Raw genomic sequence first — 20,996 nt, 5'->3', positions numbered from 1 at the left:
CAGGGATTATTCCCCTTCATAAAACTCCCCGGCTTCCTTCCATTCATCCTTCACTTCAAGGCCCTGTTCTTCCGCTGCCTTCTTGTTGATCATTAGCGTCAGGCTTTGCGGAAGCGCAACCGGAATTTCGGAGGCCTTTTTCTTGCCTGTTAAAATTTCCGCTGCCATTAGGCCAGTTTCATAACCAAGGTCATAGTAGCTGAATCCACTCGCCGCGACCGCGCCCTTTTTCATGGAGTCAAGCTCCCCGACGAACAGAGGAATTTTTTTGCTGTTGGCGACAGAGATAACTGTATCAAGCGCGGAAACAACTGTATTGTCCGTAGGGATGTAAATAGCGTCCACACGCCCAACAAGGGATTCAGTCGCCTGTTTTACTTCAGCGGTGGTAGAAACCGATACCCTTACTAATGAACCGCCATTGTCCTTTGCGAGTTTTTCAACAGCCTCTACCTGGACGACGGAGTTTTGTTCCCCTGAATTGTAGACGATCCCGATTTTCTTCGCGCCTACTTCGTTTGTAATGAAATCAATTGTCTTTTTGGTTGCATCCGGGTGGTTGTCTGTCGTTCCGGTAATATTTTCTCCCGGCTCGTCAAATGATTTTACAAGGCCGGCGCCAACTGGATCCGTCACGGAGGTGAACAAGATAGGAATATCTGTTGTTACACCCAAAGCCGCCTGGGCGCTAGGAGTGGCATTCGCGAAAATCATATCAACCTTGTCGCCGACAAAGTTTTGTGCGATTGTCCTAGTGTTGTTTTGGTCACCCTGGGCGTTCTGGTCATCAAAGGTCACTTTCAACCCTTGGTCTTCAAGTGCTTTTTTGAAGCCTTCCGTTGCGGCGTCAAGTGATGGATGGGGAGCAAATTGGGAAATGCCCACTTTGTATTCTTTTTCTTTTTCTCCTCCATCACCAGTCTTGCCGCCTGTTTCTTCCTTGCTTCCGCATGCCGCGAGCATCATCATCGCGGCAAGTGCGATCGAAATGGTTTTCACATGCTTCTTCATAAAAATTCCCCCTTGTTTTTAATTGCCACCCATTGCTGGGTGAAAATCTTTATGTAAACTTCCTTGAGATGTCCGTATGATATTTCCTATCACCACCGTATTTATACCGTTATACTAACATTCAAAATCTTTTCAAGTCAAACAATATTCTAAAAATTGAATATTATTGAAAATTATATTGGTATAAAATAAAAAAAGCAAGAGAAAATTTTATTCTCCTGCAAAATTAACGCTTAAACCCGTTTATGCGTTAAAGTGTTAATAAGTGAATTTTCTTCAAAAAAGATCTGTTTGTGCCGACTCCAGGGCTTTTCTCGCTTCTTCCACCATCCTTTGAAGAAGTTCAGAGGATGATGGAATGTCTTTGATTAAACCGGCAATTTGTCCTGCATTTAAAAATCCATGTTCCAAATTTCCTTCAATAGCGCCCAATTTATGATAATATTCGGCGGTCATGTCGATAAAATCTTCCAGGATTATTCCTTTGCGCTCTTCGTCAATGAGCTTTTGTGCATATGGTGTGTTAAGGAGCCTACGGATTCTCCCCAGTCCCCTGCCAACAATGACGGTAGAAGTATCTTCGGCATGTGTAATCAGCTGCTTATAAATAGTATGGAACGGCGCTTCCCTCACCGTAATAAAACGGGTGCCCATCTGGACGCCGCTTGCCCCTAATGCGAGTGCAGCGGCCAGGCCGCGCCCATCGGCGATGCCGCCCGCGGCCACGACCGGTACGGCAACGGCGCTGGCAACCTGCGGGATGAGCGCCATCGTTGTAGTTTCAAACGGGGAATTGATTCCGGCTGCTTCGTAGCCTTCCGCCACTATGGCATCCGCGCCTGCTTCTTGCGCATTTCTAGCATGCTTTACGGATGCGGTGACAGCGAGCACCTTGACTCCCTCGCCGTGGAGCTTTGGGATGAATGGGGCCGGGTTGCCCGCGGACAATGAAACAACCGGAACTTTATGCTTTAGTACAAGGGAAAGAATCTCCTTCCCGTAGGGCGAAACGCCGATTGGTACATTGACGCAAAAAGGATGGCTGGTTCTCGCCTTTGTTTCTATAATCATTGTTTCCACTTCATCAGGTTCCATCGTTCCCGCGCCTATCGTACCAAGTCCTCCGGCTTCCGAGACGGCGGCGGCCAATTGGGCATTGCTTATATTACCCATGCCCCCCTGGATAATCGGAAAACGGATTCCGAGCAGTTTTGCTAGCTTATTCACAAATTCCATCCTTCCGTTCAGAAAGCGTTATAGTGTATCCCGTTCACTCGATGATAAAAGGATGTTCAAGAACATCGTAATCCTCATCGCGTTCCTCAAGCAGATTTCCTTCCTTGAAAACTTCTTCGAAAAAACGTGAAGCCGGCTCGGCAAGCTCCTTGTAATAATCGGAAAACAAGGATGCAGCATGGCCCCCCAGCCAATTATCCGGAAGCAGTTCCTCGGGCAGTCCAGGGTCAATGAACAGGAATTTCCTGTATTCATGGACAAGCTTTGTTCTCTCGACAAAACATTCTGCATCGGACATATGCCCTTTGAGAATCATATTTTTGCCAATAATGTACTTCTGGCTGTATTCCTGGATGAAATCCTGGTACCGATGATTGATTTCCCCGAGATCCCAGCATTTCTCGACGAGCCGGATATTTTCCTTCGGCCCTTTGTATTCCGCTGCGAAAAAATCAACATAATCGGCGATTTGATACTTATCGATTAGGTCGTACACTTCGTTTTCAAGCGGATTGGCCGAAATCCATGAACTGTTTGAAAGTGTGCCAAACCCGCTCCAGACGAGCTCCTTCCTGAGTTCATCCCTTACATTCCTGATTTCTTCCGGAATGGAATACATCAGGATCCGCCATTTACCGTCCCAGGCTTCAGGTTTTAATTTGAAAATCCTTCTTGCGGCTTCTTCAATCCGCCTTACGCCGCGGGGAGTCAGGGAATAATAGCTTTTGTTTCCCGATTTTTCGGCCTGGACCCAGCCCTGCTTATTCATCCTGGAAATGGCCGCGCGGACGGCCTGGCTGTTATGGCCGAACTCCTCGAGCAGCCTGATTAGGCTCCCGATCCAAATTTTGTTCCCGTAGTGGGAAATGTAGTCGCCGTAAAGCGTAAAAATCATTGATCTCGTATTCACTGTTCTGCTCACCTTTTCAAGATGCTTAGGAAATAATATTATTGCGATTCCAAATGGGGAAATTTATTAAAAAGAAAAAAGTAGGATCATAAATTGTATATTCTAATGTAACCTTGCGGTTGATTTCCGCTCCGGGCACACGCTTTCCGCGGGGCGTCAGTGGAGCCTCCTCGGCGGTTGCGCCTGCGGGGTCTCCAATTTGCCGCTGCATCCCGCAGGAGTCGGTGCCCTCCGCTCCAATCAACTTACTTCCAAACCAATGATGATGTTAACATCCTATAAAGTATCGGCGCATAGCCAGTTTTCACCCGGATTAAGCATCCTGTTTATCTGGTAACAATCATGACTTGAAATGCAATGTTGTTACAGATCGTGGTCTTAAGCTTGTCGGGGCTGACCACTAAGAACGAGCTCCTTTGATTAATCATCGCAGAGACACAAAGGAAAGTTTCCTAGAATAAACATCCCAGAGACAGGCGGTTTATACTTGTCACGAAGGCGCTTCCACTTTTTACTTTCCCACTACGATTGTTTCTGATTTTTCAAGACAAGTCAATAATAATTGTCCGGGAGCTCGACAATCGAGGCGATGCCCTGGCCCACCCCGACACACATTGTCGCAAGGCCGTAACGGGTTTTGCGCCTGTTCATTTCGTGTACCAATGTGGTCAGGATGCGGGCTCCGCTTGCTCCAAGCGGATGGCCAAACGCGATGGCTCCGCCGTTTACGTTGATTTTTTCAGATGGGATACCCATTTCCTTTATACAAGCAAGTGCTTGCGAGGCAAATGCCTCATTCAGCTCGCACAATCCGATATCGTCCGGATGCAGCCCTGCCCTTTGCAGCGCCTTTCTCACTGCGGCAACCGGGCCGATGCCCATCACTCTTGGTTCTACCCCCGCGGCCGCCGAAGCAACGTACTTGGCCAGCGGCTTAAGGCCAAGTGCATCCGCCTTTTCCGAGCTCATTAACAATAGGGCCGATGCGCCATCGTTTACCCCGGATGCATTGCCGGCCGTTACCGTTCCACCAGGGAATAAAGGCTTCAGCTTCGCAAGCTTTTCGATTGCAGTCTCCGGGCGTGGATGTTCGTCCTGCTCGACGATGATTTCATTTCCTTTTTTATCCGTGTAATGAACTGGTACAATTTCATCACGGAAGACACCGTTTTCCATTGCCGCCTTTGCTTTCAATTGGCTCTGCAAGGCGAATTCATCCTGTTCCTGCCTGCCGATTGAGTATTCCCTGGCGACATTTTCGGCTGTTTCCGGCATGCTATCGGTACCAAACCCCTCCTCCAGCTTTTTGTTGATGAACCGCCAGCCGATGGTCGTGTCGAACAATTCCATATTTCCTCGAGGGAACCCGGATTCCGGCTTTGCCATTACAAAAGGTGCCCGGGTCATGCTTTCCGTTCCACCGGCGATGAAGATGTCCCCTTCCCCAGCCAATATGGCCCTTGCCGCATAATTGACTGCGTCAAGGCCCGAACCGCAAAGGCGATTGATTGTCGTACCTGCTACATCTACTGGAAGGCCTGCCAGGAGGGCGGACATCCTGGCGACATTTCGGTTATCCTCCCCCGCCTGATTGGCGTTTCCGAATACCACTTCTTCGATTTCCATTGGGTTTACAGCGGAATTACGTTCAACGAGAGCCTTGATGACAACTGCACCAAGGTCATCCGGCCTCATCATCTTTAATACGCCATTGTATTTCCCGATTGGCGTCCGAACCGCATCAATAATAACAGCTTCCCTTATTTTCAAAATAGATTACCCCCGGATTTTAAGACTCTGTCCTGTTGCGATAGTCGTATACGCCCCTGCCTGCCTTCCTGCCGAGGCGGCCTGCCTTTACATATTGCTCCAGCAGCGGGGCGGGACGGTATTTTTCCCCAAGCTTCTCGTGAAGATATTTCAGGTTGTTCAGCCTTGTGTCAAGGCCGACAAGGTCGCCAAGCTCGAAGGGTCCCATCGGGTAATTCAAGCCGAGCCGGATAGCTTTATCGATTTCTTCGGGACTACCTACCCCTTCCTGAAGCATATAAAAAGCTTCATTCCCTACAAGGGCGCTGATCCTGCTCGTTACAAAGCCGGGGAATTCATTGACGACAACCGTTTCCTTGCCCATCTTTTCGGCTGCTCGCCTAATTTTCTCCGCTGTGTCGTCGCTCGTTTCAAGCCCCCGGATGATTTCAACAAGCTTCATTTTATGGACAGGATTGAAAAAATGCATGGCAATGACCTTTTCCGGCCGGTTTGTAAATGAACCGATTTCCGTCGGGCTCATCGTGGATGTATTTGTTGCAAAATAACAGCCTTCCGGAGCATGCCGGTCAATCCTTTCAAAAATGTCCTTTTTGATCGAAAGAACCTCTGGCACAGCTTCAATAATCAGGTCGGCTGTTTTGGCGGATTCCTCCAGCCCGGTTGAATAGGAAAGCCTGGCGATTCCTTCGTTCATTTCGATATCAGTGAGCTTGCCCCGTTTTTTCGCCCCTTCAAAAATGGACAGGATGTCTTCCTTTGCTGCATCAAGCTGTTCCTGCCGAATGTCCACTAAAGTAACGCGGTAGCCTCCCGCCGCACTTACATAAGCAATTCCACGCCCCATGACTCCAGACCCGATGACAACGACGTTTTCCATACGCATCGCCTTCCTTCCTCACTCTTTTGAAAACAGCGACAAGCACCTTTTTCAAGGTGCCCGGCTTATTGTATTTACGTTTTGCGCAGACCCTTTAAACGCCAAGCGGGTTTAACGGCTTTGGACCATAGTAAGAGATAATGCTCTTTGTTTCTGTATACAAATCAAGCGTCTCGATGGACAGTTCCCTGCCAAATCCAGATTGCTTATAGCCTCCGAACGGGGTGCCAGGGAAGGCGGAGAATGGACAGTTGACCATGACGATGCCGGCCTGGATTTGTTTGGAAACCCTTGTGGCCCGGCCGTAATCCTTTGTCCAGATGGCGGAGCCAAGCCCGTAATCACTGTCGTTCGCAAGCTTGATTGCTTCTTTCTCATCGGAAAATTTCATTACAACAACAACCGGCCCGAAAATTTCTTCGCGAACGGCTTTCATGCCATGATTGACATTTGTCAGAATTGTTGGCTCATACCAGTAGCCCTGTTCGTAGCCTTCAACTGTCGCTTCCCGGCCGCCTGTTTCCGCCACTGCCCCATCTTCAAGCGCCGATTTTACATAGCCGTCAATTACTTCCAGCTGCGAACGGCTGATGATTGCGCCGACGTGTGTGCCAGCTTCAAAAGGATTGCCAAGCTTGAGCTTTTTCGTCTTGGCGATAAATTTCTCCATGAATTCATCGTAAATGTTTTCGTGCACATAAAGCCTTGAGCGTGCTTCGCATGACTGGCCGCTGTTATAGAAGATTCCAAAGAGCGAGCCATCGACTGCGGCGTCAATGTCGGCATCGTCGAAAACGATATTCGGCGATTTGCCGCCTAGCTCCAGTGTTACGCGTTTCAGCGTCTTGGATGCTTTTGCCATGATATCCTTCCCAATCGGGGTCGAACCGGTAAAAGCGACTTTATCTACCTTTGGGTGTTCAACGAGGTAATTGCCAATCTCGGAGCCCGCGCCCGGAAGGATATTGACGACGCCAGCCGGAACTCCTGCTTCAATGCATATTTCCCCAAGGACAATAGCCGTCAGCGGCGTGAGGGAAGCCGGTTTTACTACAACCGAACAACCTACCGCGAGCGCGGGGGCAATTTTCCAGGCAGCCATCATTAATGGATAGTTCCATGGGATGATTTGCGCGCAGACGCCGACAGGCTCTTTTTCAGTAATATTCTGGAACGCACCCGGCATGCTGTTGACCGCGCCTCGGTGGCTGACAATTGCGCCTGCGTAAAATTCAAAATCTTCGATTGCCTGCATCACCTGGCCCTGGGCAGCGGACATCGATTTCCCAGTATCAAGAATCTCCAATTCTACAAGTTCATTAAACCGCGAACGCATGATTGAAGCGATTTTATTCAACGTCCTGGAACGTTTATTTACTGGGGAGCGACGCCATTTGCCGTTATCGAACGCATCCCTGGCAGCCTGGACGGCGCGTTCCCCGTCTTCAATGGACGCTTTGGCGACACGGGCTATTTCCTCGCCTGTAGCGGGGTTAATGGTGGCGTATGTTTCACCGGAGTGGCTGTCGGCACGCTCACCATTGATAATCAGCTGGTATAGGTCCCTCTTCATTGCAAGCGTCTCGAATTTTTGCTCTTTTACTGTAGACATTGTTCCAACTCCTTTTTTGATTGATTTTAAGGGAGATAGAATAAGTGAAGGTTATTCTCCTTTAAAGACGGCTTTCCGTTTTTCGAGGAATGCCTGAACTCCTTCTTTATGGTCTCCTGTCAGGCTCGCAATCCTCTGGCTCTGGGCATCCCTGTCCAGGAACTGTTCGATTCCCGATCCCCAGCTTGCTTTCAGGTTGCGTTTGATCAGGCCGATTGCTTTCGTCGGCATCGCCGCAAGCCGGTCGGCAAAGGCGGACGTTTCATCGGAAAATTCCTCTACCTGTACGACTTTCGTTGCGAGGCCGATGCGAAGGGCTTCCTCGGCACTGATTTTTTCACCGAGCACAGCAAGTTCAAGCGCTTTTGCATGCCCGACAAGACGCGGCAAATAATAGAGGTTCCCGGCATCCGGCAGAAGCCCGACATGAATGAAAGCCTGGATAAAACTTGCCTTTTCGGATAAAATCCTGAAATCGCATGCGAGGGCAAGGCTCATTCCCGCCCCTGCAGCGACACCGTTCACGGCTGCCACAATCGGCTTTTCACACTTTTCAATTTCCAGAACCATTGGATTGTACCGGTGTCTGAGGACATCACCGTAGTCCGTGTTTTCGTCCACGTCCCCCAAATCCTGTCCGGAACAAAACGCCCTCCCTGCACCGGTGATAACAATGGCCCGGACGGAACGGTCCTTGGCAGCGGCACGAACCGCTGAAGCGACATCCTTATTCAGTTGGGCGGTAAAGGCATTCAGCTTATCGGGTCGGTTAAGGGTAATCCATGCGGTTTGCCCGCGTACTTCGTAAATGGCTGTTTCAAACATGCTATGTACCCTCCTTAAAGGCCTTTGAATTGCGCCTTTCTTTTTTCGATAAATGCCTTCATGCCTTCTTTTTGGTCACCAGAAGAAAACAATAATGAAAAATTCTTCCGTTCGAACTGCATCCCCTCATATATGGATGTGTCGATCGCTTTTAGAACAGATTCCTTAATAAATCGGACAGATAGCGGCGGCATCTTCGCAAGCTCGCGCGCATACCGGGCTGTTTCCTCCATAAGCGCCTCGCGGGCGAACAACTGGTTGACGAGTCCGAAGTCCCGTGCTTCCTTTGCGGAAATACGCTTCCCTGTGAAAAGCCACTCCATCGCCTTTGTTTTCCCGACAAGCTTTGTCAGCCGGACGGTTCCGCCTGCGCCTGGCATTACTCCGAGAAGCACTTCAGGAAAGCCGAACTCCGCGTCCTCAGCGGCAAAAAGCAAATCGCAGCATAATGCCAGCTCGAATGCCCCACCGAGCGCAAACCCATGGACCGCGCCAATAATCGGCTTTTTAATCCACGCAAGACGGTCCCAATCCGTAAATTGATTGAGCAGTTCCATTTCAATCGCTTCCGCTTCGGCCATTTCATCAATATCAGCCCCGGCGGCAAAGCAGCGCCCCTTTCCGCTCAGGACAATGGCCTTGACCTCTTCCGCCCTGTCGAATTCTTCCATGGCGGCAAGAATTTCTGCGACCATGCCCCTGTTAAGGGCGTTCAAGACTTCAGGCCGGTTCAGCTCGATAAACGCAACGGACCCTTCCGTTCTTGTTTCAATAAAACGCGGCTGGCTACCCATTTACTTCCTCGCCAATCATCATCGTGACAAGATCGCCGGCAAAACCCATGACATCCTTCCCGGAAGCCCTTGCTTCGTCGCTCTTCATGGCGGCCTTGAAGGATGCCATGTCTTCGTAATACATTTCGCACATTAAATAATAGGCTGGCTCTCCCCCCATTGGGCTGCCGATGATCCTTGTTACGTCCATTTTCTTGAGGCCCGGGATTTTCGCAGTTAAGGGCCCGTGGGTGTTAAAATAATGGTCGTCAAACGCCTCTTTGTTCTCCGGATGCTTGTAAAGTGCGATCATTTTAATCATTTTTCATCTCTCCTCTATTTTAGTAGTAGGGCAAATCCAAGATTCGGTTTTGCCCAGAATATCCTTACATCAAGGTGGATACCGGCTTCATTGCCTCGAAAGGATTTTTGCATGAACGACAGTACAGGATGCTTCTGCAAGCCGTCGGACCGAAGATATTGTCGAGCGTCGTATACGGCGAACTGCAAAATGGGCAATCCACTTCCCATCCACCCGCTTCCAGCTGCCGCGGCGGAGGAGCAATCCCGAATTCCTTCAGACGTAAACGCCCAACCTCGGAGATCCGGTCGGTCGTCCAAACCTCGCTGTAAACGAAATTCACCACAATCTCTTTAATCCCATCTATTCCTTCGAGTGCCTTTACCGTATTTCCTTTAATTATGTCCAGGGCCGGGCAGCCAAGGAAGGTCGGTATTAGGGACACTTCCACCCTTGTACCGGAAACGATAACATTATGCAGCATCCCAAGGTCGACAATCGATACAGACGGAATTTCAGGGTCCATCACAGAATGAAGCGCTTTCAAAATTGTTTCTTTTGAAAGTATTTCTTGCGGTTTGTTCGCTTCCACAGCATTCATTCCTTTTGCCTGAATTTTTTCGTTACCAACCTGCCGCAGGGTCGAATCTGTATACTTCGCTAAGGACGGAGAGAGCATCTTCAAGGTCCTGTGTATGCTCCCCATCTCGACCGGAGCCGCCCGCCATTCCAAACTCGGCCGGGACTGATGCACCGATTTGCGAAAAAACAGGTTCCATCGTGGCAATCCACTGTTCCCTCAATTCCTGGCTTGTGGCGATCAACCCATGGTTTATGAATTCACCTTCCTTGCTTCCAAGGGCAAGGACATCTCCAAATCCGGCAAAAACTTTGGCCATGGCAGCCTCCATCCGTTGCCTTGCCTCCCCGCCCGAATTCATTAGCTGGGTGAACCATGTTTTCCAGTGGAGCTGGTGGTAATACAATTCCACATTCACCCTGGCTGCAGCTTCGGCAAGAGGGATATAACTGGAACGCATAAGGGATACCATTTTGTTCTTTTTGGCGGCCGTATAGAAATAATGGCGGACAACGGCAAATGCCCAATCGTAACGCGGCTCATTTAAATAAGTTCCTGTTCCGTTCACCATCTCCAGCAATATGGCGTTTTTTCGTTCCCGTGCCGGCCGGCCATGGGCCAGATCGTCCAAATTTCCCTCGCCCAACTCTTCTAGCAGCTTGTAAAAAATGGCCGCATGGCCCATCGTATCCTGGCTGATTGAAGAGAATGCCACGTCTTCCTCGATATGAGGGGCAAGGCCGAGCCACTCGGAGCCCCTGTAGGCGACAATAAAATCATCATCGGCCAGCTGGTAAAGCAGTTCGACGACCGCTTCCCGGTAGCCTTGTATGTCAGCCGCCATTTCCGGTGTTTTGATTGACATGTGCMCCCCCGCCTCCCCATGACATGATTTCCTTTTCATCGAGCATTTCCTGTTCATACTTGCGCCATTTCTTTTTCAAGTACCCATACCCTTTCGTATTCCGGTAATCCTTGTTGTCCAGGCGCTTCAATGTTTCCTTTTCCTCCGCGGTCATTTTGCGGATGGCCGCCCTTTTTACTACCCAGATATCAGCAACAGGTTCACGGCGCATGAAGTTCTCCTGCGCCATTATGAGGGCGAGCTCCTCATTTGGCGCAAGAAGTGAAAATTGATATTGGATTGGTGACGTTTCGGACCGTTTGCTGAAGACTTCATATTCCTGGTAAAAGCTGTTTTCCGGCAAATGCGCCCCTCCTTTCTTCTATTTCGATTTTCAGGCTATAACATTATAATTCTATGAATGTACCGGGGCTCCTAGTGCTTCTCTTACCCATGCGTTTGTTTCGTAGGAAATCTTCCGGAGCCTTAGGCGGTCTTCTGATTTGGGGCCTTTGTTTTTGATAATCTCCTTGAATCTGCTCCAGTCCGGCTGGCGGTAAATCCACTTTCCTGTTGTTGCATCAAAGCGCATTGAATCATCGGGAACCTTCAGACCGAGTGACAGCACCCTGGGAATGTATTTTGTAAAAAAGTCCTGGCGCAGCTCTTCATTTGTTTTTGTGCGGATTTTGTACTTAATCGTAATATCCTGCTTTGATGTACCGGTCGTCGAGGCATCCCCCGGACCGAAGAACATAAGCAAAGAGTCCCACCACCGGTTGAGTGAATCCTGGATCATCGCTTTTTGGGCATCCGTCCCTTCCGCGAGCGCGATGATGATTGACTCTCCGTGCTGGGCGTGGAATACCTCTTCCGCGCAAATCCTTTTCAGCGCCCTGGCATATGGTCCGTACGAGGCATCGAGCATATTCGTTTGGGTGATGATTGCTGCCCCGTCAACAAGCCAGCCGATCAATCCGGCATCGGCCCATGTTGGAGCTTCCATGTGAAAAACATTATGGAATTTCAAATCGCCGCTGAACAAATCTTGCATAATTGATTCGCGGTTTTTTCCATATGGCTTCATTAAATCCTCCGCTACACGGAGAAGGAGCTGGCCGTGGCCCATTTCGTCCTGTACTTTGGCCATGATGCCTAGTTTCCTTTTTAAGGATGGTGCCTTTGGAACCCATTCCTTTTCAGGCAGTGCCCCCATGATTTCGCTAATGCCATGCATGGAAATCAGCTTGATGAGCGTTTTCCGGTAATCTTCCGGCATCCAGTCATCCGCTTCAATTTTCTCGCCGGCATTGATCCGGTCCATAAAGTGATCGAGTTTTTCCTGCTCAGACAAATGGTTTTCCTTCGCCAACGTATACCCTCCCTATTCGGTAATTATATAACGGGTTTTAACCGCAGATGTTATATGGTGTTATATGTTTATTTCAAAAATAACTTCTTGATAGTGAAAAGTCAAATAATTATTCTGAAAATTGGTTTTATTCCTTAAAATAGGCAGTCCGCCACACAAAAAAATAGCCCTCCGCTAAATTGCGAAGGGCCCCAATATATAGAAAGAGGGTGAGAAACTAACAAAGTAATAAAGATTCAATTCTTTTCAAGGAAGGCATCAAGTTCAACATGGACAATTTCCAATTCTGCGCAGCCTTGGCTGGAATGCGTTTCAAGCAATTGATCAATATCGATTGTGACGAGTTCCATGTTGCACCTCCCTGCAGGTTTTACCACATAATACGGGGCTTACTAAACCTTTTTGGGGGTGACTGAGTAAAATATTAAAAATTTTTCAAAAAAGTTACCCCGATAAAAAAAGAACCCGGCAAATATGCCAGGTTCCTCCTGTATTAATGCTGTTCAGCCAGTTTCCGCTGCTTGAATTTTCCGGCGAAGATAACCGCTACAATGGTAATGATGACAAAAGCCCATTTTATAATTGGGTTTCCGTGAAAAAAACCAGCAAGGAAATTTTCTTCTGTAATCATACGGGCCGCAGTAAACGCCAGCACGCCTGCCCCGAAAGTAATAATAATGGGGAACCGTTCCATCCATTTCAAAATAATTGTGCTGCCCCACACAACAATTGGGATGGAAATGAGCAATCCGAGGATGACCAGAAGCGGATGTCCGTTCGCCGCCCCGGCGACAGCCAGCACATTATCGAGGCCCATTAACGCATCTGCAACGATGATCGTTTTTATCGCTCCCCAGAAGCTCGCTCCCGCCTTGATGTCATGCCCGCTTTCCTCGGTCAGGAGCTTGTACGCAATCCAGACAAGCAATATGCCGCCAACCAATCGGAGGCCTGGTATCATAAGCAGCCAAACGACAAGGATTGTCGCCGTGGCACGGATGATAATCGCGCCGACTGTCCCCCAGATAATCGCCTTTTTCTGCTGGTTCTTTGGAAGCCTCCTCGCCGCGAGCCCGATGACTATCGCATTGTCGCCCGCGAGGACAAGGTCTATGATGACAAGGGATAATAGCGCTGACCAAAACTGGGCTGAAAATAACTCCATTTCCTAATCACTCCATGACAATAATATTTGCTTTGTTTTTTAAAACTATTCCAATTCAAGCCTGTGCTTTTCCCTTAATGAATCCGGTGCGAGCTTAATCATTTGCTGAAGAATCAGGATCAAAATGCCGAAGTCGTCAATCAACCCAAAAAATGAAAAGAAATCGGGAATGATGTCGAACGGGAATAATAAGTATCCTGCAATAAGGCCTACCGACAATAGCTTCCTTTTTAAAGGGACCTTATCCGATTTAAAAAAATCCAGCAAAAATGGCCCGAACTTTTTTATCGTGAAAACCATCTTCATTCGTTTCCAAAATCTCCTCATCGTTTCACCTCATTCGATGTTGTTAAAAATGGTGTACGTTTACCCATTCCCTTTTGAAGAAGTGGATAAAAGTACATATTTTCCCAGTTTAAAAGAAAACAAAAGACCTTTACCGGCTAGCGGTAAAGGTCTCGCTTACAACGAAAAGTTGCCAGCAAAGCCGGGGATTTTTCCCGTCATGACGACTTTGCTGTCTTTAGCTACTCCCCTTTATGGGCTACAGTATAATTTTAGAAAAACAATCGCTTGCAGTCAAGGATTTTTGCCGCTGCTAAACATGGACTTACTATGGCTGGCTCTGCTACTGGCAAATCACGCCCGCTTTTTTCGCGGCTTTTTTAACGCTTCATACACAATCGGCACGATTACAAGCGTCAGCAGTGTTGAACTTGTCAGGCCGCCAATTACCGTCACGCCAAGCCCTCTTGAGATGACGCCGCTTCCTTCAACGCCAAGCGCAAGCGGAATCAAGGCGCCGATTGTGGCAATTGCCGTCATAAGGATTGGCCTTAGGCGCGTAACGCCCGCTTCAAGAAGTGCTTCCCTGACCGAATAGCCTTCTTTTTCCTTATTGATGACACGGTCGATCAGGACGATGGCGTTTGTCACGACAATCCCAATCAGCATGAGCGCACCGATCATTGCGGATATCGAAATCGTTTCCTTGGCAATTAGGAGCGCCACTAGACCGCCAATAACACTGAATGGCAAGGAAAATAAAATCGCAAACGGCGCTAGTGCACCTCCAAATGTCAGGACAAGGATAAAATAAACGATTGCGACCGCAGCCAGCATCGCCATTCCAAGCTGGGTGAACGATTCCTTGATATCTTCCGTTACACCGCCTGTTTTAATATCGACTCCGGAAGGCAAGGATAGCTTATCAACTTCGTTTTGGATTTCGGCCGAAACTTTTGCGACATCCTTCGTGCGCAGCTCACCGCCAACGGAAACGTATAGCTTTCCGTTCCGGCGATGGACGGTATCAGATGTCTTCCCTTTTTCCACAGAAACCAAATCGGAAATTTTCACATTGACGCCCAGTGGGGAGGCGACGGTTTGGTTTGTTACATCAGTGATATCCTTAAATTCCTTTTTGTCCGCCTGAATATATACAGTTATATCCCGGCCGTCCTTTTGGATAACCGCGGCGACAGGCCTTTCCCTTTCCTGCATGAGTGCCATGCCAACCTGGCCCGCAGTTAGGCCGAGCTTGCTTGCCTTGTTATGGTCAACTTTCAGGGCATATTCCTCATAGGAAGCGGAAATGCTCGTTTCAACATTTCTGAGTGAAGGATTTTCTTTCATGATTGTTTCAATTTTGGCGACTACCGGCTCAAGTTGCTGAAGATTATCGCCATACACATAATAGGTGATGCCATTGCTTGCACCAGCGCCGGAAAAGTCCTGGGTTGCCCACTCGCCTTTTTCGGTGCGGTCCTGAAGGGCTTTAACGACCCTCTCTTTTTCGCTTTCAAAGTCTTCTGTTTTATTATCATACTTGACGAAAAACATCGCCTGGTTGGAAGCTCCCGGGTTCATCGGGTTCCTTCCCCCGGCGGAATATTGTACAGTTTGGACGTCTTTCCTCTCTAAAAGGAAATCATTGGCCTTGGCAGCCGTATCGGCAACCTGCTCGAGCGTTTGGCCGGGAGCTGGGTTGAATGTCAGGATGGCCATTTTCTCTTCCTCGGAAGGTATGAAGCTCACCCCGATTTTTGGTACGAGAAGAAAACTTCCTGCCAATAGAAGGACAGCCATGCCAAATGTCACGATTTTATGATTCAGCGACCATTCCAAGATTTTTTTGTACGTTCCGGCCAATATCCCCGGTTTCTCTTCGCTATGCTTCATTCCGACCCCTTTTTTGAAAAGAGAATGGGCAAGCATTGGCACCAATGTTACCGCGACGAGAAGGGAAGCCATCAGCGCAAACACGATTGTTAAGGCGAATGGCAGGAACAGCTCGCCGATTTGCCCCTCGACAAAGCCGAGCGGAAGAAACACTGCGACGGTTACAATTGTCGATGAAAAAATCGGGATGAACATTTCGAGCGTGGCCGACCGGATTAGTTCTTTTCCTTCAAGTAATTCGGTTTTTAACGACATTCTTCTATATATATTCTCTATGACCACTATGGAGTCATCGATTACCCGGCCGATTGCGACTGTCATCGCGCCGAGTGTCATAATATTTAGCGTGATATCCATTTGCTTCAGCGCCAGGATGGCGATTAACAAGGAAAGCGGAATTGAGATGACGCTGATAATGGTAGATTTGAAGCTCCTCAGGAACAACAGAATAATAGCTACCGCGAACAATGCCCCGAATAATGCCTTGCTGAGCATCGTTTTAACGGATTCCTCTATCGGTGTCCCCTGATCGAATGTTATTGTAAATTCGGCATTCTTCCATTCTTTTTTGAATTTCTCCAATTCGTCCTTTACTTCATTTGCGACTTCGACCGTGTTCGCTTCCGGAGCCTTGATTATTTGAAGGCCGATTGACTCCTTGCCGTTCGTCCTTGAAATCGACTCAGCCCTGCCAACGATTTTCACATCGGCTAGTTCTTGAAGTTCTACAGTTGGCAGACCAGCCGTGAACGGATTGTCTGCTCCCTGTCCACCAGGAGACTGAGGCTGGCCGCCGGTTGAAGGAGTTGCCGCCGGGAGGGTTTGTCCGTTGGCTGGACCCTGTTGGCCTGGCTGCTGGGCATTGGCAGTTCCTTTTGCCCCTGCCGGATTAAAAGGATTTTGGCCTTGTGAAGGAGCTCCTGGCATTCCCTGGCCCATCGCCGCCTGCCCGGCTTCTCCTGATACAGAAGGAACAATCGGGATCTTCACCTTTTTTAAATCTTCCAAAGTTGTAATTTGTCCATCGACTACAATTGATTTTTGTGTTTCGCCGAGAGTATACAACCCAAGAGGCATGGAAACCGCTGACCCTTTAAGGAGTGAGCGGATCGTTTCTTCGGATAAGCCATATTGGGCCAATTTTTCTTTTTTGAAAACAAGCTGGCCTTCCTCAATGTTCTGGCCGGAAATCTGGACGGAGGCTACTCCCTCCAGACCCTCTAGCGCGGGTACAAGCTCGCCTTCCACTTCTTTTGTCAGTCCTGCAAGCGACTCGCTCTCATTAGAGATGCTCATTACGATAATTGGAAAGGCATTGAACGAAATCCGTGAAACTTCCGGTTCCCCCGCCCCTTCCGGAAGCTGGAATCCGCTTAAAGCCTCATCTGCCTCGCGCTTTGCTTCCTCCATATCCTTTTTGTAGCTGTATTCAATTTGAAGTGAACTTGCATTTTGATACGAGCTGGAGCTTACATTTTTCACGCCGTCAAGATTTTGGAGGCGTTTTTCCAGCGGCTCGGAAAGTTTGGCCGCGACTTCTTCCGGTGACGCTCCAGGGAGGATGGTGGTTACCGTAATGACAGGTATCGTAATATCAGGCAAGGTTTCAAGTTTCATCCTAATCCCGGAATAGAGTCCCGCGACCGTGACCATAATCGTAAGCAGCCAGATGGCAAACTTATTTTTCAACGAAAAATCAATGACGTGTCTCAAAAATATGTACTTCCTTTCGAATGCTTTGAATTTTCTTCCAAGCTTCACTATATCGGCTTCTGCTCTTTCGGTCAATGCATAAAGTGTGAAAGAAATGCTCGAAAAAACTGCTTTCTGATTGGGCCGGTTCACTCAACAGGGCAGATCAATCACAGCTTTTCGCTTACAGAGCCGCACCAAAAGGAATAAGGGATGGCAAGCCGCCATCCCCTTTCTAATTCCACCCTTTTAAGGATGAAACAATTTTATTCTTTACGTATGTTCCAAGTGCTTCCCCGCCCTTTTCCGGATTTTGCTTCTTCCATTCGTTGTAGCTGGCGATCCCAATCAGAAGGGTGCCGGCTGCAAGGAGATAGCCCCACCACGGAAGATTACCCCAAAATGGCCTTGTCTGCAGGAACAAATTAAGGAGCAGCACGCCTGCACCGGTAATGAAGTATGATTTTATCCGGTAGTACATACCGGCAAGCAATGAAACAAGTGACAATGTCCCGAGGATGAGGGCGTCGTACACCGTGTTGCTTGCTAGTCCGTCCTGGATGAGGACGATTGATGTGGAAATGAGGACCGCCCACTGAAGTTTACTGGTAAGCTGGCTGTACCGGCCCTTCATTGTTTTCCTTAAAAAGATGATTAGCGCGATAAAGGGAATGACATAGGCTTCCCGTTCAAATAGCCCGGGAATCGACAGTTTATTGATTACCCCGTAATAAGGCTCAAGCAAATAGGCTCCCGCGAAGAACGGGACGAAAAACCCGATTGTTTTCCCGGTCCTCTTTCGTTGCAGCAACAATGTAAACGAAATAAGCAGTCCGGGAAGAGCAGCCATCCAGATGCCTTCCCCACCAAGCGAATAGAGCGAAGCATAATAAAGAAAAGCTCCCATTGTATACCAGTCGAATTTTGAATGTTCGATTTCGCTGCCGATCTTCAGCAAACGTGGATAGACAAAATACCCAATACCGGCATGGGCAAGCCCTATCGCAGCGGTAACGGTAAAAAACCATTCCTCTTTAAGCCTGGCACCTGACAAATACTCCATTGTAGCGAAAAATAAAAACAATACCGGTAAAATTCCGGCCAGCTCCCATTTTACCTTATGCAGGAAGGCCAGCGTCGCCGCAACATAAACAACAGTAACCGCGTACGGAAGGATTGTGAATGGATATGTGAATATGACCGCGGCGATTCCGGTTATGGAAAGGACCGCGAGAAAATACTCGGTCTTCCGTTTCAATTCTGTTTTTAAAAGCAGCCATGCAAAGAAGATGAGGAAGCTCGCAACCGGAAATTCATAACTGCCTGAATAATCGGTAATCGCCAAATCGAATGCTTTGCTGACTGTCAGGAACAGAGTTGTGTATGCGCTGTATAAAAACATCGTCTTCTTCCAACTGGCTTCAGCCAAAAAGCAGGAAAGCCCGTAAATGGCGATGGATGCAAAAAGGCTGTAAAGGGACCATTCAGGAAAAGCAAACCACGTAAGGATTAACGAGAGCGGCAAGACAATATGTCCTGACCATGCATATCCCGTATGCAAAAGGACATCTTTTTTCCTCAGTAGCCATGAAAGAACCAAGAGTATGATTGCCCCGAGCGGCCCGATCAGCGATTTTGCAAACCCGCTAAATTGCAGTTGTGAATAGGCTGAAGCAACCACTGAAAAATAGAAACCGAGTGTAACGGTACTGATGAGCAGGGCCACAAGCCGAACACGATGCAGCCTATAAAGCAGGAAGTACATTCCCAAGCCGCCGAGGACAAGTGCCGGACGGACGAAAAGTGGATCAACCTCCCAGAATGCGGATGCTATAAGGCCCGGGGTATACAGGATTTGTGCTGTGTAGAAGAATGAGCTAGCCAGTTCCCGGTCCCCTTTTTTCTTCCATATAAACGATGCTCCAAGCAAGAGAACAGCGCCAGCCGCGTAGGAGGTTGGATAGCCGTAATCTGTTCTGAAGGTTTCCGATTCAATCATAACCTTTTGGCAGAAAGCAAGGACCGATAATCCCGCGGAAACTGGGACTGCCCAAATGGACACACTCCTGAGCACAGATCTCATTTCTAAATGCCTTACAAGGAATGCACATCCAGATAAGAATAAGAGCATGGTCCCGAGTTCGAACCATTCCCGCAATCCCAAGGCAAGCAGGATTGATAACAGCATAGCGGCCAAACCAAGGTCCCTTGCCGGCAAATTTAATGGCGCCAATTCCTTCTTCGTGGCCAGTAAGCCAATGGCCAAAAACAATAAAGCTCCGGAAAAATAGATTCCGGTTTGCTGGCTGATTCCGAAAACATATTTTCCAAACAAGGAAGCAACTTCGTAAAATGCCGTCCCAAGAAACGCTGCGCTTAAATAAGGGAATGCCGGCTGTTTCTCCGCATGGGAGAGATAAAGGAAATTGCCCGCAATGATAACATAAGCAAGTAAAAGTACAAATGAAGGTTCTCCCGCCTTAAGGAACATTCCTTCGAGCGAGATGTAAAAGAAAGCTAGGATGGAAACGATGGCGCTCGTATACCGGAAAACCGTATCCAGCATCATATTTCCTTTCAAACCCTTAGGAATGAATACAAAGCCAAATGCGATGGCTGCGTAAAAAATGGCACCCGCTTCATCAAGGAAGGAATGTTCAATCAACTGGTATGCCCCATACACGGCCATTGCACTGAAAACAAAATGATACTCTTTTTTCCCGCTAACAAACATCATGGACAGGTAGATGGCCGCGGTCAGAAGGAGATTAAAACTGTAAATGAGTTTGCTGTCAAAGAAAAACAGCATTAGCAAAGTTGACACGACAAGATTGGCCTGGATAAAGACCGGAAACTCCTTAAGAAACAATGCTATCGATGCCCTGCCACGCAATTTATAGAATAAGATGATGATTGCCGCATTATAGCTCATGATGCCAAGATAGAAATAATCGATTGCCAGGTGGAAGGATGCCAGCAAAAATCCAGCTGCAACAGAAAACGCGATAAATGAAAACCAAACGAAAAGCCGCGATTCAATCCTTTTTGCAAAAAACACATACGCTGCCGCGGGGAGGATACTGCCTATAAATCCGAGCAGGAACTTCCCTTCACCGGTTACGGACAAATATGGACCTAGCAGGCCAAACCAGCCTAACGAAAGGACGAATATGGGCAAAAAAAGGCTTCCAAGAACGATGAAGGCAAACGCCGTCTTTTCAATCTTTAGTATTCTGGAAGACAAATAGGCGAATCCGTAAAAAAGGAGTGATACGAGTCCAATCGCGCTGCTTTTCATCACAGGGGTCATTGTTTCCCAATTGCTTGTTGCAACGAACAGGCCGCCGACAAGGAGGAAAATGACCCCGATATTTAGCAGCCAGGATATATTACGTTCCCTGATTTGTTCGTTCGTCAGGACTCTTTTAGGTTTTTTCGGAATATCAGGCTCCTTTGGTATGTGCTGGTGCGGAGAAGTGCTTACAGGGCTTGGCGCAGACGGCTGCTTAACAGCCTGGGCCTGGCGGGCTTGTATGCTGGCTTCTTCCCTTTTCCTGTCTTCCTCCAAGAGGTCCTGGTGGTAGTGGAAGTGGGCATTGGCTACTTCCTCAACAATTTCGGGGCTTAAATAGCCTTTTTCTTTCATATTAAAAAGTTCCCGCCTGAATATCCTTCTTGCCTCGCTTCTAAAATGAGGTTCCATCGAGCATCCCCCTGGTAATCGGATTTTTTATGTAATCGAGGAAAAACAATCCAGCACTTTCCCCTATAGTGTAATTTTACACATTTAGCAAAAAAACTCAATCCTTTTTTCAAATCCGAATTGTTGAAAATTGTTTAAATG

17 protein-coding genes are annotated in these 20,996 nt (G+C 48.2%); all 17 read right to left on the bottom strand.

Annotated elements, in window-relative coordinates; all coding sequences use genetic code 11:
- Window positions 1-6 precede the first annotated feature (6 nt).
- The 17 genes from ADU24_RS10955 to ADU24_RS10870 all read right to left on the bottom strand — a co-directional run bounded on the left by ADU24_RS10955 (window position 7) and on the right by ADU24_RS10870 (window position 20,855).
- The gene (locus ADU24_RS10955; RefSeq protein ID WP_053366668.1) at window positions 7-1,011 is read right to left on the bottom strand and encodes an ABC transporter substrate-binding protein; all 1,005 of its coding nucleotides are present in this window, start codon (window positions 1,009-1,011) and stop codon (window positions 7-9) included.
- Window positions 1,012-1,287: 276 nt separating this feature from the next.
- Complete coding sequence (locus ADU24_RS10950) at window positions 1,288-2,238, bottom strand: NAD(P)H-dependent flavin oxidoreductase (protein ID WP_053366667.1); 951 nt, start codon at window positions 2,236-2,238, stop codon at window positions 1,288-1,290.
- A gap of 43 nt (window positions 2,239-2,281) precedes the next feature.
- Window positions 2,282-3,157: a phenylacetic acid degradation operon negative regulatory protein PaaX gene (gene paaX / locus ADU24_RS10945; protein ID WP_053366666.1), complete on the bottom strand. Its 876-nt coding sequence runs from the start codon at window positions 3,155-3,157 to the stop codon at window positions 2,282-2,284.
- 552 nt (window positions 3,158-3,709) lie between these two features.
- A complete protein-coding gene (locus ADU24_RS10935) occupies window positions 3,710-4,921 on the bottom strand; it encodes an acetyl-CoA C-acyltransferase (protein WP_053368888.1) in 1,212 nt (403 codons plus the stop codon).
- Window positions 4,922-4,946: 25 nt separating this feature from the next.
- A complete protein-coding gene (locus ADU24_RS10930) occupies window positions 4,947-5,807 on the bottom strand; it encodes a 3-hydroxyacyl-CoA dehydrogenase (RefSeq protein WP_053366664.1) in 861 nt (286 codons plus the stop codon).
- Window positions 5,808-5,901: 94 nt separating this feature from the next.
- Window positions 5,902-7,419 carry an aldehyde dehydrogenase family protein gene (locus ADU24_RS10925; RefSeq protein ID WP_053366663.1) on the bottom strand — a complete coding sequence of 506 codons (1,518 nt, stop codon included), beginning with the start codon at window positions 7,417-7,419 and terminating at the stop codon, window positions 5,902-5,904.
- 51 nt (window positions 7,420-7,470) lie between these two features.
- Window positions 7,471-8,244 (bottom strand): enoyl-CoA hydratase-related protein, encoded by a 774-nt coding sequence (locus ADU24_RS10920; RefSeq protein WP_053366662.1) that lies wholly within the window; start codon window positions 8,242-8,244, stop codon window positions 7,471-7,473.
- 14 nt (window positions 8,245-8,258) lie between these two features.
- Window positions 8,259-9,038: an enoyl-CoA hydratase/isomerase family protein gene (locus ADU24_RS10915; protein ID WP_053366661.1), complete on the bottom strand. Its 780-nt coding sequence runs from the start codon at window positions 9,036-9,038 to the stop codon at window positions 8,259-8,261.
- Window positions 9,031-9,339 (bottom strand): EthD family reductase, encoded by a 309-nt coding sequence (locus ADU24_RS10910; protein WP_053366660.1) that lies wholly within the window; start codon window positions 9,337-9,339, stop codon window positions 9,031-9,033. Before ADU24_RS10910 ends, ADU24_RS10915 begins: the two co-directional genes overlap by 8 nt.
- Window positions 9,340-9,403: 64 nt before the next feature.
- Window positions 9,404-9,910 carry a 1,2-phenylacetyl-CoA epoxidase subunit PaaD gene (gene paaD / locus ADU24_RS10905; RefSeq protein ID WP_269432227.1) on the bottom strand — a complete coding sequence of 169 codons (507 nt, stop codon included), beginning with the start codon at window positions 9,908-9,910 and terminating at the stop codon, window positions 9,404-9,406.
- Window positions 9,911-9,941: 31 nt separating this feature from the next.
- Window positions 9,942-10,763, bottom strand: coding sequence for a 1,2-phenylacetyl-CoA epoxidase subunit PaaC (gene paaC, locus ADU24_RS10900; RefSeq protein WP_053366658.1), 822 nt, complete (start codon window positions 10,761-10,763; stop codon window positions 9,942-9,944).
- Window positions 10,732-11,106: a 1,2-phenylacetyl-CoA epoxidase subunit PaaB gene (gene paaB / locus ADU24_RS10895; RefSeq protein WP_053366657.1), complete on the bottom strand. Its 375-nt coding sequence runs from the start codon at window positions 11,104-11,106 to the stop codon at window positions 10,732-10,734. The genes paaC and paaB overlap by 32 nt, the downstream gene beginning before the upstream one ends.
- Before the next feature lie 51 nt (window positions 11,107-11,157).
- The gene (gene paaA / locus ADU24_RS10890) at window positions 11,158-12,066 is read right to left on the bottom strand and encodes a 1,2-phenylacetyl-CoA epoxidase subunit PaaA (RefSeq protein WP_053368887.1); all 909 of its coding nucleotides are present in this window, start codon (window positions 12,064-12,066) and stop codon (window positions 11,158-11,160) included.
- Between the two features lie 541 nt (window positions 12,067-12,607).
- A complete protein-coding gene (locus ADU24_RS10885; RefSeq protein ID WP_053366656.1) occupies window positions 12,608-13,279 on the bottom strand; it encodes a TerC family protein in 672 nt (223 codons plus the stop codon).
- 45 nt (window positions 13,280-13,324) lie between these two features.
- Complete coding sequence (locus ADU24_RS10880; RefSeq protein WP_053366655.1) at window positions 13,325-13,606, bottom strand: YkvA family protein; 282 nt, start codon at window positions 13,604-13,606, stop codon at window positions 13,325-13,327.
- 312 nt (window positions 13,607-13,918) lie between these two features.
- Window positions 13,919-17,173, bottom strand: a complete 3,255-nt coding sequence (locus tag ADU24_RS10875) for an efflux RND transporter permease subunit (RefSeq protein ID WP_053368886.1) — start codon at window positions 17,171-17,173, stop codon at window positions 13,919-13,921.
- Between the two features lie 214 nt (window positions 17,174-17,387).
- Window positions 17,388-20,855 carry a hypothetical protein gene (locus ADU24_RS10870; RefSeq protein WP_053366654.1) on the bottom strand — a complete coding sequence of 1,156 codons (3,468 nt, stop codon included), beginning with the start codon at window positions 20,853-20,855 and terminating at the stop codon, window positions 17,388-17,390.
- Between the last annotated feature and the right edge of the window lie 141 nt (window positions 20,856-20,996).

Source organism: Bacillus sp. FJAT-27245, assembly GCF_001273955.1.
Classification (GTDB): Bacteria; Bacillota; Bacilli; order Bacillales; family Cytobacillaceae; genus Bacillus_D.
Note: the sequence above shows the minus strand (reverse complement) of the source record. Positions and strands in the feature narration are given on the sequence as shown.